Below are 15,984 nucleotides of genomic sequence, written 5' to 3' on the forward strand. Positions count from 1 at the left end.
GATCGCTATGGAAGAAAAGCTGCGCTTCGCGATCCGCGAAGGCGGCCGCACAGTCGGCTCCGGCGTCGTCTCGAAAATCATCGAGTAATCAAACTGACTGCGCGGGGGGCAAACAACCCCCCGCAGGGTTCGAAGAGGGGGCGGGATGATCCCGCCTCCTCCTATCAACTCCAATGCCGCGAAAGGCTAGATTGAAATGCAAGGCCAAAATATTCGCATCCGGCTAAAGGCGTTTGACTACCGCGTCCTGGATGCCTCGACGCAGGAAATCGTCAACACCGCCAAACGCACCGGTGCAGACGTCCGCGGGCCGATCCCGCTGCCGAACAAGATCGAGAAATTCACTGTTCTGCGTGGTCCCCACGTGAACAAGAAATCCCGTGATCAGTTCGAGATCCGGACGCATAAGCGTCTGCTCGACATTGTCGACCCGACACCCCAGACCGTGGACGCGCTGATGAAGCTCGACCTGGCTGCCGGCGTCGACGTCGAGATCAAGGTATAAGGAGGGCACCCGGACATGTTGCGCTCTGGTATCATCGCTAAGAAAGTCGGCATGACCCGGCTTTTCATGGAAGACGGAAAGCAGATTCCTGTGACCGTTCTTCAACTCGACAAGCTTCAGGTTGTTGCAACCCGCACCGCCGATCTGCACGGCTATACCGCTGTTCAGCTGGGTGCTGGCACGGCCAAGGCAAAGCGGACATCCAAGGCCATGCGCGGCCACTTCGCGGTTGCGAATGTGGAACCCAAGCGCAAGGTCGCGGAATTCCGCGTGGCTGCTGAAAACCTGATCGAAATCGGTGAGGAAATCACGGCTGACCATTACTTTGAAGGTCAGTATGTGGATGTTTCCGGCACCTCGATCGGTAAAGGGTTCGCCGGTGCCATGAAACGGCACAACTTCGGTGGTCTTCGCGCCTCGCACGGTGTTTCGATCAGCCACCGTTCGCACGGCTCCACGGGTCAGTGTCAGGATCCCGGCAAGGTCTTCAAAGGTAAGAAGATGGCGGGACACATGGGTGCTGCACGCGTCACCACGCAAAACTTGCAGGTCGTCAAGACCGACGCAGAGCGTGGCCTGATCATGATCAAAGGTGCCGTTCCTGGCTCCAAAGGTGGTTGGGTGACGGTCAAGGATGCGGTCAAGAAGCCGACACCCGAGAACGTGATCTATCCTGCCGCGCTGAAGTCGGCGGGTGAAGAAGCCAAGCGCCTTGCCGAGGAAGCCGCCGCACAGGCCGCAGCCGAGGAAGAAGCCGCAGCAAAGGCCGCAGCTGAAGAGCAGGCCGCCGCCGAGGCAGATGCGCTGAAGAAGGCTGAGGCCAATATCGAGGCCGAGAAGAAGGAAGGCGACGAATGAAACTCGACGTGATCAAACTGGACGGCGGCACGGCCGGCTCGGTCGATCTGGGCGACGACGTCTTCGGCCTGGAACCGCGTGCGGACATTCTGCACCGTGTCGTTCGTTGGCAGCGCAACAAGGCGCAGGCTGGTACGCACAAGGTCAAGACCCGCTCGGAAGTCAGCTACTCGACGAAGAAGATCTATCGCCAGAAGGGCACCGGCGGCGCACGCCACGGCTCCCGCAAGGCACCTATCTTCCGCAAGGGTGGTATCTACAAGGGTCCGACCCCGCGCAGCCACGGCCACGATCTTCCCAAGAAGGTCCGTGCACTGGGTCTGAAGCTGGCACTGTCTGCCAAGCTGAAGGACGGTTCGCTGGTCATCATCGACACCGCAAACTCGAACGGCAAAACGTCCGAGCTGGCGCGTCAGGTGAAGGATCTGGGCTGGAAGCGCGCACTGGTTATCGACGGGGCAGAGGTGAACCAGGATTTCGCCCGCGCCGCAGCCAACATCGACGGTCTCGATGTTCTGCCGTCGATGGGTGCCAACGTTTATGACATCCTCAAGAAGGACACGCTTGTCCTGACGAAGGCGGGTGTCGAAGCACTGGAGGCTCGACTGAAATGAGCGCGAAAGCAGAACATTACGACGTGATCCGCAAGCCGATCGTCACCGAAAAATCGACCATGGCGTCGGAAAGCGGTGCGGTTGTCTTCGAAGTGGATATCGAGGCCAACAAGCCACAGATCAAAGAGGCCGTCGAAAGCCTGTTTGGTGTGAAGGTCAAGGCCGTCAACACCACGATCACCAAAGGCAAGGTCAAGCGTTTCCGCGGGCAACCGGGCAAGCGCAAGGACGTCAAGAAGGCCTATGTCACCCTCGAAGAGGGTAACACCATTGACGTGACCACCGGGCTGTAATAGCCACGGGCAACTTTCGCAGCCCCGGATTCGTTCCGGGGCTGCACGGTTTTTTGTCTGGAGGTCCTTGTGGACCCGCAGACACCCGTCCCGGACTTGATCCGGGACCTCTTCGCCTGATCTTGCGGCGTGCCGGCAACGGTTCTTTTGCATTTTTCGGCGGATCACCGGGGACCTTCGGGGCCCTTATACTTCGGTCACCTCGCACGAGGGGGCTTACATCAGGCGGGTCTCCCGCCAGTAGCTAACGGAAGACAGAAAGCATGGCACTCAAGTCGTATAAGCCGACGACGCCGGGCCAGCGCGGGCTGGTGCTGATCGACCGTTCGGAGCTTTGGAAAGGGCGTCCGGTCAAATCTCTCACCGAGGGTTTGTCCAAATCGGGCGGTCGGAACAACACCGGGCGGATCACATCGCGCAGGCGTGGTGGTGGGGCAAAGCGCCTCTACCGGATCGTAGATTTCAGACGTAACAAATTCGACGTGGCGGCAACCGTCGAGCGGATCGAATATGACCCGAACCGGACCGCCTTTATCGCGCTCGTCAAATATGACGATGGCGAGCAGGCCTACGTTCTTGCCCCCCAGCGTCTCGCTGTCGGTGACAAGGTCGTGGCAGGCACCAAGGTCGACATCAAGCCGGGCAACGCAATGCCGTTCTCGGGCATGCCGATCGGGACGATCGTCCACAATATCGAACTGAAACCCGGCAAGGGTGGTCAGATCGCGCGTGCGGCGGGCACCTATGCCCAGTTCGTCGGTCGCGATGGTGGCTATGCCCAGATCCGTCTCAGCTCGGGCGAACTGCGCCTGGTGCGTCAGGAATGCATGGCCACCGTTGGTGCCGTGTCGAACCCCGACAACTCGAACCAGAACTACGGCAAGGCAGGCCGGATGCGCCACTATGGCAAGCGTCCGTCCGTTCGCGGCGTTGTGATGAACCCGATCGATCACCCCCATGGTGGTGGTGAAGGTCGTACGAGCGGTGGTCGTCACCCGGTTACTCCTTGGGGTAAGCCGACCAAAGGTGCCAAGACCCGTAACAAGAACAAGGCCTCGCAGCAGCTGATTATCCGCTCGCGGCACGCCAAGAAGAAAGGGCGCTAATACATGACACGCTCTGTCTGGAAAGGCCCCTTCGTTGACGCCTATGTGCTCAAGAAGGCCGAAGCTTCCCGTGAATCGGGTCGCAGTGAAGTTATCAAAATCTGGTCGCGCCGTTCGACGATCCTGCCCCAGTTCGTGGGCTTGACGTTTGGCGTCTATAATGGCCGCAAGCATATCCCGGTGAACGTCTCCGAAGATATGATCGGTCAGAAGTTCGGTGAGTATTCGCCGACCCGTACATATTACGGACATGCGGCCGACAAAAAAGCGAAGCGGAAATAAGCCATGAGCAAGGATAAGAATCCCCGCCGCGTGGCTGATAACGAAGCAATGGCAAAACTGCGCATGCTTCGCACAAGCCCGCAAAAGCTGAACCTGGTTGCTGCGATGATCCGTGGCAAGAAAGTGGAGAAGGCCCTGACCGATCTCACTTTCTCGAACAAGCGGATCGCGATCGACGTGAAGAAATGCCTTCAGTCGGCCATCGCCAATGCCGAGAACAACCACAATCTGGATGTTGATGAACTGGTCGTCGCCGAGGCCTATGTCGGCAAGAACCTGACCATGAAGCGCGGTCGTCCCCGTGCCCGTGGCCGGTTTGGCAAGATCATCAAGCCGTTCAGTGAGCTGACCATCAAGGTCCGCCAGGTCGAGGAGCAAGCATAATGGGTAACAAAACCAACCCGATCGGTATGCGCCTTCAGGTCAACCGCACCTGGGACAGCCGTTGGTATGCTGACACCAAGGACTATGGTGATCTGCTGCTGGAAGATATCGCCATCCGCGAATTCATCTTCAAGGAATGCAAGCAGGCCGGTGTGTCGCGCGTCATCATCGAGCGTCCGCACAAAAAGTGCCGTGTGACCGTTCATACCGCGCGTCCGGGCGTGATCATCGGCAAAAAAGGCGCCGATATCGAAACCCTGCGCAAGAAGATCGCGGCAATGACCGACTCTGAGTTGCACCTCAACATCGTTGAGGTTCGCAAGCCCGAGCTTGACGCGCGTCTGGTGGGAGAATCGATCTCTCAGCAGCTTGAGCGCCGGGTGTCGTTCCGTCGCGCCATGAAGCGTGCCGTGCAAAACGCGATGCGCATGGGCGCATTGGGGATCCGGGTGAACGTTGCTGGCCGTCTTGGCGGCGCAGAGATCGCCCGTACCGAATGGTATCGCGAGGGCCGCGTGCCCCTGCATACCCTTCGCGCTGACATTGATTACGCAAATGTCGAGGCCGAAACGGCCTATGGCATCATCGGGATCAAGGTCTGGATCTTCAAGGGTGAGATCATGGAGCACGATCCGCAAGCGCGTGACCGTAAGGCACAAGAGCTGCAGGACGGCCCGGCCCCTCGTGGTGCCGGCGGCGGCCGCCGCTAAGGAGAATTTGAGATGCTTCAACCGAAACGCACTAAATTCCGCAAGCAGTTCAAGGGTCGGATTGCAGGTCTTGCCAAAGGCGGCAGCGACCTGAACTTCGGAACCTATGGCCTCAAGGCAACCCAGCCCGAGCGTGTGACAGCGCGTCAGATCGAGGCGGCTCGCCGCGCGATGACACGTCACATGAAGCGCCAGGGCCGGGTCTGGATCCGGATTTTCCCGGACGTGCCCGTGACCTCCAAGCCCACCGAAGTTCGGATGGGTAAGGGTAAAGGTTCGGTCGACTTCTGGGCCTGCAAGGTCAAGCCCGGCCGTGTCATGTTCGAGATCGACGGTGTCGACGAGGACGTGGCCCGCGAGGCCCTGCGTCTTGCTGCGATGAAATTGCCGATCAAGACCCGCGTCGTCGTTCGCGAGGACTGGTAAGCAAAGGGCGATAGCCCGATGCGAGTAGAATTGACCCCCGGCGCGAAAGCGGCGGGGGTTTTCGTTTCGTTGCGGTCGGTCACTGCGCGCCCCGGACTTGATCCGGGGCCTTCTGCCGTCAGCGAAACCGCAGAGGCCCCGGATCAAGTCCGGGGCAGGACGCGCTGATGCGAATGGCCTCTCGCACCCGGTGACGACTCGCGCTACACCACGGTCATGTCACAGATACGCTCGCTTTTTGCCACCCGCCTTTACCGTGCTGCCTTGTCGGAGCATGCACCCGTTATCGACGCCGACGAGATGGCCCAGTCCTGCTATTCGATCGCAGAGGATGACGAGGCCGGGCAGGTGTGGTGCGAGCAGAATGGCTATCCCGGCTATACGTCTTACGCGTCGTTGACGGACTTGCCTTGGCGGTTTCCCGTGTTTGGGGATCTGGTAACGTCCTTGGACAAGCATGTTGCGGCTTTCGCAAAGGATCTGGAATTTGATCTGGGCGACAGGGCGTTGGTGCTGGAAGATATCTGGATCAATATCCTGCCCGAAGGTGGCACCCATTCCAGTCATATCCATCCGCATTCGGTCATTTCAGGCACCACATATGTTGCCATGCCTGGTGGAGCATCTGCTTTGAAGCTTGAAGATCCGCGTTTGCCGATGATGATGGCGGCCCCTACACGCCAAAAGGGTTGCCGCGAGGAATTGCGGGCCTTTATATACGAGGCACCAAACGTCGGTGACGTGTTGCTGTGGGAAAGCTGGTTGCGCCACGAAGTGCCGATGAACATGTCTGAAGAAGAGCGCATCAGCGTCAGTTTCAACTATAGGTGGGACTGAGCCGCGCGTGAGACATTCGCTAGATGTGGTGCCGGGCTGAACGGGTAGGGCGCTTCTGATACGATGCAGCCATCCTGTACCCGTCGCCAGGTCAGCACGTTTTGCGAGAACGAACAACGTGCCATGAAGCTTTTTCCACCAACGTTCAGGCAGGCTATCTCACCGAGTGGGACTTCTACGCCATTGCGGTTTATGCAGGCACACTCGGTTGGGGCCTGTTCCGCAAATGCGGGCATGGCGGCAAGTATCAGCCCCAATGTCAGCAACTGGCGCATGACACATCATAGCCTGAAAGCCGACGCTGGGTAAAGAAAAGCCGGATAGGCGTTTGAAGGGGGGGAGCGGTAGACCGAGGCGCAAACGCATCGCGAAGCCGGTCGGGTGGCTTTCGTTTATACAGAGTGTTGCGTTTTGAACGAATCGCGCGTAAAGGGGCTGCTCATCCACGGACTCCACCGGAAAAAGGGTGACCCTATGTGCACGCAGATGGGGGCCTGCCGGTGATGTTGTAGTAAAGGAGAGGCGCATGAACGCCCACGAACTCCGTGACAAGACCCCGGACGAACTCCGGGATCAGCTTGTCCAGCTTAAAAAGGAGGCCTTCAACCTCCGCTTCCAGGCGGCCACCGGCCAAATGGAAAATACCGCACGTATGCGCCAGGTGCGTCGTGACGCGGCACGGGTCAAGACCGTGCTGAACCAGAAAGCCGCGCAAGCGGCTGCAGAATAAGGACGCCTGATATGCCCAAACGAATTCTGCAAGGCACCGTCACAAGCACTGCCAACGCCCAGACCGTCACCGTGAAGGTCGAGCGTCGCTTCAAGCACCCTGTGCTGCAAAAGACAATCCGTAAGTCCAAGAAGTACCGGGCTCACGACGAAGCTGAAAAGTTTCAGGTTGGCGACTCGGTCCGCATCATCGAATGCGCGCCGAAGTCGAAGACGAAACGCTGGGAGGTGGTGGCTGAATAAGCCTCCGCTCAACAGCTTTACGAAACCCTGGGGGATTGGCGTGAATGACGCCCCCCAAAGGTCGGGAGAAACCAAATGATCCAGATGCAGACCAATCTGGATGTCGCTGACAACTCCGGCGCTCGCCGGGTGCAGTGCATCAAGGTTCTGGGTGGTTCCAAACGCAGATATGCGAGCGTGGGCGACATTATCGTCGTCTCCGTCAAGGAAGCCATCCCGCGCGGTCGCGTGAAAAAAGGGGACGTCCGCAAGGCCGTCGTCGTGCGCACCGCCAAGGAAGTCCGTCGTGAAGACGGCTCCTCCATCCGTTTTGACCGCAATGCCGCCGTGATCCTGAACAACGCAGGTGAGCCGGTCGGAACCCGTATCTTCGGGCCGGTCGTGCGCGAATTGCGTGCCAAGAACTTCATGAAGATCATCTCGCTTGCTCCGGAGGTGCTGTAATGGCTGCTAAGCTCCGCAAGGGCGACAATGTCGTCATTTTGACCGGCAAGGACAAAGGCAAGCAGGGCACGATCACCCTGATTGACCCCAAAGCCGGCAAGGCTGTCGTGGACGGGCTGAACATGGCCATCCGCCACACCCGTCAGACCCAGACCAGCCAGGGGGGCCGCGTGCCCAAGGCGATGCCCATTGCATTGTCGAACCTGTCGCTGGTTGACACTAACGGTAAGGCAACCCGCGTCGGCTTCCGCATGGAAGGCGACAAGAAGGTTCGTTTTGCCAAGACCACGGGGGACGTGATCGATGCTTGATACTGCAACCTATACCCCGCGTCTGAAAACGCAGTTTCGCGACACGATCAAAGCGGCGCTGAAGGAAGAGTTCGGTTACACGAGCGACATGCAGATCCCGGCTTTGGAAAAGATCGTGCTGAACATCGGCTGTGGTGCCGAAGCGGTACGCGATTCCAAGAAGGCAAAATCGGCACAGGAAGACCTGTCCGCGATTGCCGGTCAGAAGGCTGTCATCACAAAGGCCAAGAAATCGATCGCCGGTTTCCGGGTCCGTGAAGAAATGCCGCTGGGTGCCAAGGTGACCCTGCGCGGTGACCGGATGTACGACTTTCTCGACCGTCTCATCACCATCGCAATGCCCCGTGTCCGTGACTTCCGCGGAGTGTCGGGCAAATCGTTCGATGGCCGCGGCAACTATGCCACGGGCCTCAAGGAACATATCGTCTTTCCCGAAATCGATTTCGACAAGGTAGACGAGACCTGGGGCATGGACATCGTGATTGTCACGACCGCGAAGACCGACGCGGAAGCCAAAGCGCTGTTGAAGCATTTCAACATGCCGTTCAACAGCTGAGGGGATCTGTATCATGGCGAAGAAAGCAATGATCGAACGCGAGAAGAAGCGCGAACGCCTGGTGGCAAAATATGCCGCAAAGCGTGCCGAGCTCAAAGAAATCGCAAAAGACGAGTCGAAGCCGATGGAAGAGCGCTTCAAGGCCCGTCTCGAATTGGCGAAACTGCCGCGCAACAGCGCGCCGTCGCGTCTTCACAACCGCTGCCAGCTGACGGGGCGTCCGCACGCCTATTACCGTAAGCTGAAAGTCAGCCGTATCATGCTGCGTGAATTGGCCTCGAATGGCCAAGCTCCCGGCATGGTCAAGTCCAGCTGGTAAGGGAGGGTTAGCAAATGAACGATCCTATCGGCGATATGCTGACCCGTATCCGCAACGCCCAGATGCGTGGCAAGTCCACGGTCATCACGCCAGCGTCCAAGCTGCGTGCATGGGTTCTGGATGTGCTGGCGGACGAAGGCTATATCCGTGGCTACGAGAAAACCACGGGCGCGGATGGCCACCCGGCCATCGAAATCAGCCTCAAATACTACGAGGGCATCCCGGTTATTCGCGAACTCAAGCGCGTTTCGACTCCGGGCCGTCGTGTGTATCTGGGTGTGAAGGAGATCCCGCAGGTCCGTCAGGGTCTGGGTGTCTCGATTGTCTCCACCCCCAAGGGTGTGATGTCGGATGCAACAGCACGCAGCCAGAATGTTGGCGGCGAAGTGCTTTGCACGGTCTTCTGAGGAGTAGGTAATGTCTCGTATTGGCAAGAAACCGGTCGAGCTGCCCTCGGGGGTCAGCGTATCCGTGTCCGGCCAGACCGTCGAAGTGAAGGGCCCCAAAGGGACCCACAGCTTCAACGCAACCGACGATGTCACCATCGAGGTGCAGGACAATGTCGTGGCGGTCACGCCGCGCGGCAAGTCCAAGCGCGCGCGCCAGCAGTGGGGCATGAGCCGCACTATGGTTGCCAACCTCGTGCAGGGTGTGTCTGAAGGCTTCAAGAAAGAGCTCGAGATCCAGGGCGTGGGTTATCGTGCCCAGCTTCAGGGGAACGTGCTTAAACTGAACCTTGGTCTGTCTCACGACGTCGATTTCACTGTGCCGGAGGGCGTCACCGTGACAGCCCCGAAGCCAACGCAGATCGTTGTTGAAGGCACTGACGCACAGTTGGTCGGTCAGGTCGCAGCGAACATCCGCGAATGGCGCAAGCCCGAGCCTTATAAGGGCAAGGGCATCCGCTATAAGGATGAATTCATCTTCCGTAAGGAAGGCAAGAAGAAGTAAGGACGCACAAGATGGCAAACAGCAAAAGAACCCTGTTTCTGAAGCGCCGCCTGCGCGTTCGGAACAAACTTCGCAAGGTCAATGCCGGTCGGCTGCGGCTGAGCGTACATCGCTCGAACAAGAACATCAGCGCTCAGCTGATCGACGATGTGAACGGCGTTACCCTGGCTTCCGCCTCCTCGCTGGAGAAGGATCTGGGCGTGACCGGCAAGAACAATCTGGAGGCTGCCGCAAAGGTGGGCACCGCGATTGCCGAGCGCGCCAAGAAGGCCGGTGTGGAAGAAGCCTATTTCGACCGTGGTGGTTTTCTGTTCCACGGCAAGGTGAAGGCCCTGGCCGACGCCGCGCGTGAAGGTGGCTTGAAGATCTAAGTGCAGGACGCCCCGGACAATCGTTCGGGGCACCTCGATGATCCGGGCCCCGGACCAGTGCCGGGGCACCAGGATTGAACTATTTTGGTGCGCATCGCCGCGCCTGAACGAAAGGACGCCGAATGGCAAGAGATACCAATAACCGTGGTGGCAACCGCCGCAACCAGCGTGATGAAACGCCGGAATTTGCGGATCGCCTCGTCGCGATCAACCGCGTGTCCAAAACCGTGAAGGGCGGCAAGCGTTTTGGCTTTGCAGCACTCGTGGTTGTGGGCGACCAAAAAGGCCGTGTCGGCTTTGGCAAAGGGAAGGCCAAAGAGGTCCCCGAGGCCATCCGCAAGGCGACAGAGCAGGCGAAGCGCAAGATGATCCGCGTGCCGCTGCGCGAAGGCCGCACATTGCACCACGACATGGAAGGCCGTCATGGCGCTGGCAAAGTCGTCATGCGTACCGCGCCACAGGGTACCGGTATCATCGCCGGTGGTCCGATGCGTGCCGTGTTCGAGATGCTGGGCGTGCAGGACGTTGTCGCCAAGTCGATCGGGTCGCAGAACCCCTACAACATGATCCGCGCAACGCTTGAAGGTCTTGGCAAAGAGACCAGCCCGCGTTCGGTGGCTCAGCGTCGCGGCAAGAAAGTTGCCGATATTCTGCCAAAGCGTGAAGACGCGCCGCAGGAAAGCGCCCAAGTGGCCGAAGAAGCGTAAGGAACCGGGAACATGGCAAAAACCATCGTTGTAAAGCAGATCGGGTCGCCGATCCGCCGCCCTCAAGTTCAGCGTCAGACGCTGATCGGTCTGGGTCTGAACAAGATGCACAAGACCCGCGAACTGGAAGATACCCCGTCCGTGCGTGGCATGATCGCAAAGATTTCCCACATGGTTGAGATCGTCGAAGAGCGCGACTGACGCGCGCACAAGATCTTTCGCACAAGATCTTTACTGCATCAAATAAAAGTGATCGCCCCTCGGCCCTGCCGGGGGGCGTTTCGCGTTCTTCGCCCCAGTTTTGGCGTTTGTCGTTTGCGTGACGCGGTCTATCTTGAAGGCATCCAACAGGAGAAATCTGACATGACACAATCACGCAGAGCCTTTCTGGTCACCGCCGCCGCCGGAGCAGGGGTCGTCACCGTGCTGCCCTATGCCGCGCACGCCGCGGCCCACACTGGCGACATGTTCGAAACCGCTGGAGGTGCGATCTCGGTGCATCCGGTCAGTCACGCATCTGTTGTGCTGGAGACACCTGCAGGCACAATCTATGTCGATCCCGTCGGCGATCCCGCGCAATATGCCAATCTGCCCGGTGCCGACCTTATCCTGATCACCCACGAGCATGGCGACCACTATAATGCCGAAACGCTGGCCGCTTTGATGGGCGACGACACAGCAGTGATCACAAACCCTGCGGTCCACGGCATGCTTCCTGAGGGGATAGCCGCGACAGCGCAGGCCATCGGCAATGGAGAGTCCACAGAGTTCAACGGCGTCGCGGTCGACGCGATCCCGGCCTTTAACACCACCGAAGAGCGCATGAACTTCCATCCCGAAGGCCGGGACAACGGATATGTCCTGAGCTTTGATGATTTCCGGGTCTATCTGTCCGGCGATACCGAAGACATCCCCGAGATGCGCGCACTGGAGAATATCGACCTTGCCTTCGTCTGCATGAACCTGCCCTTTACCATGGATGCGGCGGCGGCCGCTGATGCGGTCCAGGAATTCGGGCCAACATACGTCTACCCCTACCACTATCGCGGCCGCGACGGCGGCACGCAGGATCCCGAAGAATTCGCGGAACTCGTCGGCAATGCGTCAGAGGTGAAAATGGGTGGATGGTACGAAGAGAGCGAGGCCTGAACTTCGTCTATCTCGGCGCACACCCGCGACTTGCACGGCCCCGCCCCCGCCCTGAGCGGGGGCCTGTTGGCGGATCTTTCCGCGATGTGGAACTCCGCCCTTGAACGTGCGCGCGCGCCTCGGTATACGCGCCGGGTGGCCCGGTATGGGCCGCGACTCGTTCACAAACACACGCCGTGTTCGGCCGCTCCCGTCGCTGGGGGCCGCATCCGGCAAAGGAGAAGCGACATGAAACTGCATGAATTGCACGACAATGACGGCGCAACCAAGCGCAAGAAGCGCGTTGGCCGTGGCCCCGGCTCCGGCATGGGTAAAATGGGTGGCCGTGGTATCAAGGGTCAAAAGTCCCGTTCGGGCGTGGCGATCAAAGGCTTCGAAGGCGGCCAGATGCCGCTCTACCAACGTCTGCCGAAGCGCGGTTTCAACAAGCCCAACCGGAAGTCCTACGCGGTCATCAACCTTGGCCTGATCCAGAAATTCGTCGAAGCAGGCAAGCTGGATGCCGGCAATGCGATCACCGAAGACGTGCTGATCGCGTCCGGTCTGGTGCGCCGCAAGCTGGACGGTATCCGCGTTCTGGCAAAGGGCGACGTCACCTCCAAACTGACCCTCGAAGTCACCGGTGCCTCCAAGTCTGCCATCGAGGCGGTAGAGAAGGCTGGCGGCTCGCTCAAGGTCACGACCGCGCAAGCTGCTGAATAAGAGGTTGTGAGCGGGCGTCAGTCCGCTTACATACCTTTGAGTTTTCCAAACGCCGCCCACGAGCCGGAAAACGGCCCGGGCGGCGTTTTCACTATAGAGAGACCCGCATGGTATCTGCAGCAGAACAAATGGCCGCGAATACAAGCTGGGCGGCATTGGGCAAGGCCACTGACCTGCGCAATCGCATCCTGTTCACGCTTGGCCTACTGATCGTCTATCGCCTTGGCACCTACATTCCCGTTCCGGGCATCGATGGTCTGGCTCTGCGCGAATTCATGGAACAGGCCCAGCAGGGCATCGGGGGGATCCTCACGATGTTCACCGGCGGCGCACTTGGCCGTATGGGGATCTTCGCGCTGGGGATCATGCCCTATATCTCTGCCTCGATCATCATTCAGCTCCTGTCCTCGATGGTTCCGTCGCTGGAGCAGATCAAGAAAGAGGGCGAGCAGGGCCGCAAGAAGATCAACCAGTACACCCGCTACGGAACGGTGATTCTGGCGACCTTCCAGGCCTACGGTCTGGCGGTCTCGCTGGAAGCGGGCGATCTGGTGACGGATCCCGGTCTCTTTTTCCGCGCTTCCTGTGTCATCACGCTGGTCGGCGGCACCATGTTCCTGATGTGGCTGGGCGAGCAGATCACCGCTCGCGGCATCGGCAACGGCATTTCACTGATCATCTTCGTCGGCATCATCGCCGAGGTTCCGGCCGCATTGGCGCAGTTCTTCGCCTCTGGCCGTTCGGGTGCGATCAGCCCCGCTGTCATCATTGGCGTGATCCTGATGGTCATAGCGGTGATCATGTTCGTGGTGTTCATGGAACGCGCCCTGCGCAAGATCCATATCCAATACCCACGTCGTCAGGTTGGCATGAAGGTCATGGAAGGCCAGTCCAGCCACCTGCCGGTCAAGGTCAACCCCGCAGGCGTTATTCCGGCAATCTTTGCGTCCTCGCTGCTGTTGCTGCCGACTACGATTGCAACCTTTTCTGGCTCTGATGCCGGTCCGGTCATGTCGACGATCTTGGCCTATTTCGGTCCCGGACAGCCGCTCTACCTGCTGTTTTTCGCGTCGATGATCGTGTTCTTCGCCTATTTCTACACGTTCAACGTGTCGTTCAAGCCGGACGAAGTTGCGGACAACCTGAAAAACCAGAACGGCTTTGTGCCGGGTATCCGTCCGGGCAAGAAGACTGCCGAATATCTGGAATACGTCGTCAATCGCGTGCTGGTGTTGGGGGCTGCCTATCTTGCCGCGGTCTGCCTGCTGCCCGAGATTCTGCGCGGACAGTTCGCCATTCCCTTCTACTTCGGCGGCACGTCGGTACTGATCGTGGTGTCGGTCACGATGGACACGATCCAGCAGGTACAAAGCCATCTTCTGGCCCACCAATACGAAGGTCTTATTCAGAAATCGCAGCTTCGCGGTAAAGGAAGTAAGAAACGTAACAAACGGGGGCCTGCGCGCCGATGAATATTATTCTACTTGGACCGCCTGGAGCAGGCAAAGGAACCCAGGCGCGTATTCTCGTGGATGAGCGTAATATGATACAGCTGTCGACCGGTGACATGCTGCGCGAAGCCAAGGACAGCGGAACCGAGATGGGCAAGATCGTCGCCGACGTCATGGCGCGCGGCGATCTGGTCACCGATGAGATCGTCATCGGACTGATCCGCGAGAAGCTGGAAGGCGACAAGGCGGGCGGCTTCATTTTCGACGGCTTCCCCCGGACGCTGGCGCAGGCTGATGCCCTGGGCGAGTTGCTTGAAAACTCAGGCGAGGCGCTGGATGCCGTGATCGAGATGGAAGTGGACGACGCGGCGCTGGTGGCCCGGATCACGGCCCGATCGACCTGCGGCAATTGTGGCGAAGTCTACAACGATCAGACCAAACCGATTCCCGCCGATGGCAAGTGCACCAATTGCGGCGGAACAGAGTTCAAGCGACGGGCGGATGACAATGAGGACAGCCTCAAGACCCGCCTGATGGAATACTACAAGAAAACCTCGCCGCTGCTTGGCTATTATTATGCCAAGGGGGATCTGGTGTCCGTCGATGGGCTGGGTGAGATTGACGAGGTCAAGGCAGCGATTGACGCGGCGTTGGCAGGCTGAAACCGGTTTCGGCCAGCGGGTCGCATAACCTCGCGAAGCACTAGGATTTTGTGATGCTCGGCAATCGCTTTTCATGCGAATTTACGGTTGGCGAAGCAATCGGACAGCTTCTCATCTGGATTGTGTTATCCATCGTGACGCTGGGACTGGCTTTGTTTGTGCTGCCTTACTACTTCATCAAGGCACCGATGAATCGGACATATGTTCTGGATGGTGAAGGGACCAGGATCGCCCGCGTGTCAGTTGAGGTGGCTTTCTTCGACATTCTGGGACATGCTCTTGTGTGGCTTTTGCTGACCATTGTGACCTTCGGACTTGCGTATCTGGTCTATTGGCCAGCGGTGATAAAGCGCCTGTTGAACGCTGTAGAGCTAAAGCCATTATAGGTCGGCCAAGAAAGCGCTTGACAGGGGTTGACGATGCTTTGACTGGCCAATAGACAGCCGTATCTCGCGCTTTGCGCGCGATTCCCAATTGGGGCTAAATCATCTCGAATTCAGCTGCGGCCCGGGCAATCGTCGTCCGGGCTTGCGTTGTGAAAAAAGGTTCTGGAGCTACGGAACCGCAACAAAAGGAAAGTGACACGTGGCACGTATCGCCGGCGTAAACATCCCGACCCATAAACGGGTCCCGATCGCCCTTACCTACATCACCGGAATTGGTCATTCTTCGGCCAAAGCCATCTGTGAAGCCGTCAACATCGACGCGACTCGCCGTGTGAACGAGCTGTCCGACGCCGAAGTTCTGGCGGTTCGGGAACATATCGACGCCAACTACGACGTTGAAGGTGACCTGCGCCGCGAGACGCAGATGAACATCAAGCGTCTGATGGACCTTGGTTGCTATCGCGGCCTGCGTCATCGCCGCAACCTCCCTGTCCGCGGTCAGCGGACCCATACCAACGCACGCACGCGCAAAGGCCCCGCTAAGGCCATTGCCGGCAAGAAGAAGTAAGGGAGATCAGAAGATATGGCACGCGATACCCGTCGTACGAAGAAGAAGGTTTCCAAGAACATCGCCACTGGCGTTGCGCATGTAAACTCTTCCTTCAACAACACCAAGATCCTGATTTCTGACGTTCAGGGCAACGCAATTTCGTGGTCCTCGGCCGGCACATGCGGCTTCAAAGGCTCGCGGAAATCGACGCCCTATGCCGCTCAGATGGCCGCTGAAGATGCGGGCAAAAAGGCTCAGGAGCATGGCGTGAAAACGCTGGAAGTCGAAGTCCAAGGCCCCGGCGGCGGTCGCGAATCCGCACTGCGCGCTCTGGCCGCGGTTGGCTTCAACATCACCTCTATCCGTGATGTGACCCCGATGGCGCATAACGGCTGCCGCCCGCCGAAGCGCCGCCGCGTTTGATCTAGATTACTCATT

At 58.9% G+C, this 15,984-nt stretch carries 29 protein-coding genes; all 29 read left to right on the forward strand.

The window, feature by feature from the left end; all coding sequences use genetic code 11:
• On the forward strand, positions 1–88 hold an 88-nt coding region (locus ACN0WV_RS15770), incomplete at its 5' end, for an EF-Tu C-terminal domain-related protein (protein ID WP_417607141.1).
• Positions 89–196: 108 nt separating this feature from the next.
• The gene (gene rpsJ, locus ACN0WV_RS15775) at positions 197–505 is read left to right on the forward strand and encodes a 30S ribosomal protein S10 (protein WP_084352009.1); all 309 of its coding nucleotides are present in this window, start codon (positions 197–199) and stop codon (positions 503–505) included.
• 15 nt (positions 506–520) lie between these two features.
• On the forward strand, positions 521–1,363 hold the full coding sequence (rplC, locus tag ACN0WV_RS15780; RefSeq protein WP_417607056.1) for a 50S ribosomal protein L3: 843 nt from the start codon (positions 521–523) through the stop codon (positions 1,361–1,363).
• Positions 1,360–1,977, forward strand: coding sequence for a 50S ribosomal protein L4 (gene rplD, locus ACN0WV_RS15785; protein ID WP_084352013.1), 618 nt, complete (start codon positions 1,360–1,362; stop codon positions 1,975–1,977). The genes rplC and rplD overlap by 4 nt, the downstream gene beginning before the upstream one ends.
• Positions 1,974–2,270: a 50S ribosomal protein L23 gene (locus ACN0WV_RS15790; RefSeq protein ID WP_084352015.1), complete on the forward strand. Its 297-nt coding sequence runs from the start codon at positions 1,974–1,976 to the stop codon at positions 2,268–2,270. The genes rplD and ACN0WV_RS15790 overlap by 4 nt, the downstream gene beginning before the upstream one ends.
• Before the next feature lie 263 nt (positions 2,271–2,533).
• Positions 2,534–3,376, forward strand: coding sequence for a 50S ribosomal protein L2 (rplB, locus tag ACN0WV_RS15795; protein WP_084352017.1), 843 nt, complete (start codon positions 2,534–2,536; stop codon positions 3,374–3,376).
• Between the two features lie 3 nt (positions 3,377–3,379).
• Entirely contained in the window at positions 3,380–3,658 is a 279-nt protein-coding gene (rpsS, locus tag ACN0WV_RS15800) for a 30S ribosomal protein S19 (protein ID WP_084352019.1), read from the forward strand.
• A gap of 3 nt (positions 3,659–3,661) precedes the next feature.
• Positions 3,662–4,042, forward strand: a complete 381-nt coding sequence (rplV, locus tag ACN0WV_RS15805) for a 50S ribosomal protein L22 (RefSeq protein ID WP_084352021.1) — start codon at positions 3,662–3,664, stop codon at positions 4,040–4,042.
• Positions 4,042–4,752 carry a 30S ribosomal protein S3 gene (rpsC, locus tag ACN0WV_RS15810; RefSeq protein WP_084352023.1) on the forward strand — a complete coding sequence of 237 codons (711 nt, stop codon included), beginning with the start codon at positions 4,042–4,044 and terminating at the stop codon, positions 4,750–4,752. The genes rplV and rpsC overlap by 1 nt, the downstream gene beginning before the upstream one ends.
• A gap of 12 nt (positions 4,753–4,764) precedes the next feature.
• Positions 4,765–5,178, forward strand: coding sequence for a 50S ribosomal protein L16 (rplP, locus tag ACN0WV_RS15815; protein ID WP_084352025.1), 414 nt, complete (start codon positions 4,765–4,767; stop codon positions 5,176–5,178).
• A gap of 216 nt (positions 5,179–5,394) precedes the next feature.
• Entirely contained in the window at positions 5,395–6,015 is a 621-nt protein-coding gene (locus ACN0WV_RS15820; protein ID WP_417607061.1) for a 2OG-Fe(II) oxygenase family protein, read from the forward strand.
• 526 nt (positions 6,016–6,541) lie between these two features.
• Positions 6,542–6,745: a 50S ribosomal protein L29 gene (gene rpmC, locus ACN0WV_RS15825; RefSeq protein WP_084352029.1), complete on the forward strand. Its 204-nt coding sequence runs from the start codon at positions 6,542–6,544 to the stop codon at positions 6,743–6,745.
• Positions 6,746–6,756: 11 nt separating this feature from the next.
• Positions 6,757–6,987 carry a 30S ribosomal protein S17 gene (gene rpsQ, locus ACN0WV_RS15830; RefSeq protein ID WP_084352031.1) on the forward strand — a complete coding sequence of 77 codons (231 nt, stop codon included), beginning with the start codon at positions 6,757–6,759 and terminating at the stop codon, positions 6,985–6,987.
• Positions 6,988–7,062: 75 nt separating this feature from the next.
• Complete coding sequence (gene rplN, locus ACN0WV_RS15835; RefSeq protein WP_084352033.1) at positions 7,063–7,431, forward strand: 50S ribosomal protein L14; 369 nt, start codon at positions 7,063–7,065, stop codon at positions 7,429–7,431.
• A complete protein-coding gene (rplX, locus tag ACN0WV_RS15840) occupies positions 7,431–7,742 on the forward strand; it encodes a 50S ribosomal protein L24 (RefSeq protein WP_417607063.1) in 312 nt (103 codons plus the stop codon). The genes rplN and rplX overlap by 1 nt, the downstream gene beginning before the upstream one ends.
• Positions 7,735–8,298 carry a 50S ribosomal protein L5 gene (gene rplE, locus ACN0WV_RS15845; RefSeq protein ID WP_116600022.1) on the forward strand — a complete coding sequence of 188 codons (564 nt, stop codon included), beginning with the start codon at positions 7,735–7,737 and terminating at the stop codon, positions 8,296–8,298. Before rplX ends, rplE begins: the two co-directional genes overlap by 8 nt.
• Before the next feature lie 13 nt (positions 8,299–8,311).
• On the forward strand, positions 8,312–8,617 hold the full coding sequence (rpsN, locus tag ACN0WV_RS15850) for a 30S ribosomal protein S14 (protein WP_084352039.1): 306 nt from the start codon (positions 8,312–8,314) through the stop codon (positions 8,615–8,617).
• Between the two features lie 14 nt (positions 8,618–8,631).
• The gene (gene rpsH / locus ACN0WV_RS15855) at positions 8,632–9,024 is read left to right on the forward strand and encodes a 30S ribosomal protein S8 (protein ID WP_084352041.1); all 393 of its coding nucleotides are present in this window, start codon (positions 8,632–8,634) and stop codon (positions 9,022–9,024) included.
• 10 nt (positions 9,025–9,034) lie between these two features.
• On the forward strand, positions 9,035–9,568 hold the full coding sequence (gene rplF / locus ACN0WV_RS15860; RefSeq protein ID WP_084352043.1) for a 50S ribosomal protein L6: 534 nt from the start codon (positions 9,035–9,037) through the stop codon (positions 9,566–9,568).
• Positions 9,569–9,579: 11 nt separating this feature from the next.
• The gene (rplR, locus tag ACN0WV_RS15865) at positions 9,580–9,939 is read left to right on the forward strand and encodes a 50S ribosomal protein L18 (protein ID WP_084352045.1); all 360 of its coding nucleotides are present in this window, start codon (positions 9,580–9,582) and stop codon (positions 9,937–9,939) included.
• Positions 9,940–10,061: 122 nt separating this feature from the next.
• Positions 10,062–10,646: a 30S ribosomal protein S5 gene (gene rpsE, locus ACN0WV_RS15870; RefSeq protein ID WP_084352047.1), complete on the forward strand. Its 585-nt coding sequence runs from the start codon at positions 10,062–10,064 to the stop codon at positions 10,644–10,646.
• A gap of 12 nt (positions 10,647–10,658) precedes the next feature.
• The gene (gene rpmD / locus ACN0WV_RS15875; protein WP_084352049.1) at positions 10,659–10,847 is read left to right on the forward strand and encodes a 50S ribosomal protein L30; all 189 of its coding nucleotides are present in this window, start codon (positions 10,659–10,661) and stop codon (positions 10,845–10,847) included.
• A 162-nt stretch (positions 10,848–11,009) separates the two neighbouring features.
• A complete protein-coding gene (locus tag ACN0WV_RS15880; RefSeq protein ID WP_417607066.1) occupies positions 11,010–11,795 on the forward strand; it encodes an MBL fold metallo-hydrolase in 786 nt (261 codons plus the stop codon).
• Between the two features lie 228 nt (positions 11,796–12,023).
• A complete protein-coding gene (gene rplO, locus ACN0WV_RS15885; protein ID WP_084352053.1) occupies positions 12,024–12,497 on the forward strand; it encodes a 50S ribosomal protein L15 in 474 nt (157 codons plus the stop codon).
• Between the two features lie 107 nt (positions 12,498–12,604).
• Entirely contained in the window at positions 12,605–13,969 is a 1,365-nt protein-coding gene (gene secY / locus ACN0WV_RS15890) for a preprotein translocase subunit SecY (protein WP_116600016.1), read from the forward strand.
• Complete coding sequence (locus tag ACN0WV_RS15895; protein ID WP_084352056.1) at positions 13,966–14,610, forward strand: adenylate kinase; 645 nt, start codon at positions 13,966–13,968, stop codon at positions 14,608–14,610. The genes secY and ACN0WV_RS15895 overlap by 4 nt, the downstream gene beginning before the upstream one ends.
• A 53-nt stretch (positions 14,611–14,663) precedes the next feature.
• Entirely contained in the window at positions 14,664–14,996 is a 333-nt protein-coding gene (locus ACN0WV_RS15900) for a DUF6693 family protein (protein WP_417607068.1), read from the forward strand.
• A 199-nt stretch (positions 14,997–15,195) separates the two neighbouring features.
• Positions 15,196–15,564, forward strand: a complete 369-nt coding sequence (gene rpsM / locus ACN0WV_RS15905; protein WP_084352060.1) for a 30S ribosomal protein S13 — start codon at positions 15,196–15,198, stop codon at positions 15,562–15,564.
• 15 nt (positions 15,565–15,579) lie between these two features.
• Positions 15,580–15,969: a 30S ribosomal protein S11 gene (rpsK, locus tag ACN0WV_RS15910; RefSeq protein WP_084352062.1), complete on the forward strand. Its 390-nt coding sequence runs from the start codon at positions 15,580–15,582 to the stop codon at positions 15,967–15,969.
• Positions 15,970–15,984 lie beyond the last annotated feature (15 nt).

It is taken from the genome of Primorskyibacter flagellatus, from assembly GCF_048268605.1.
Classification (GTDB): Bacteria; Pseudomonadota; Alphaproteobacteria; order Rhodobacterales; family Rhodobacteraceae; genus Primorskyibacter; species Primorskyibacter flagellatus.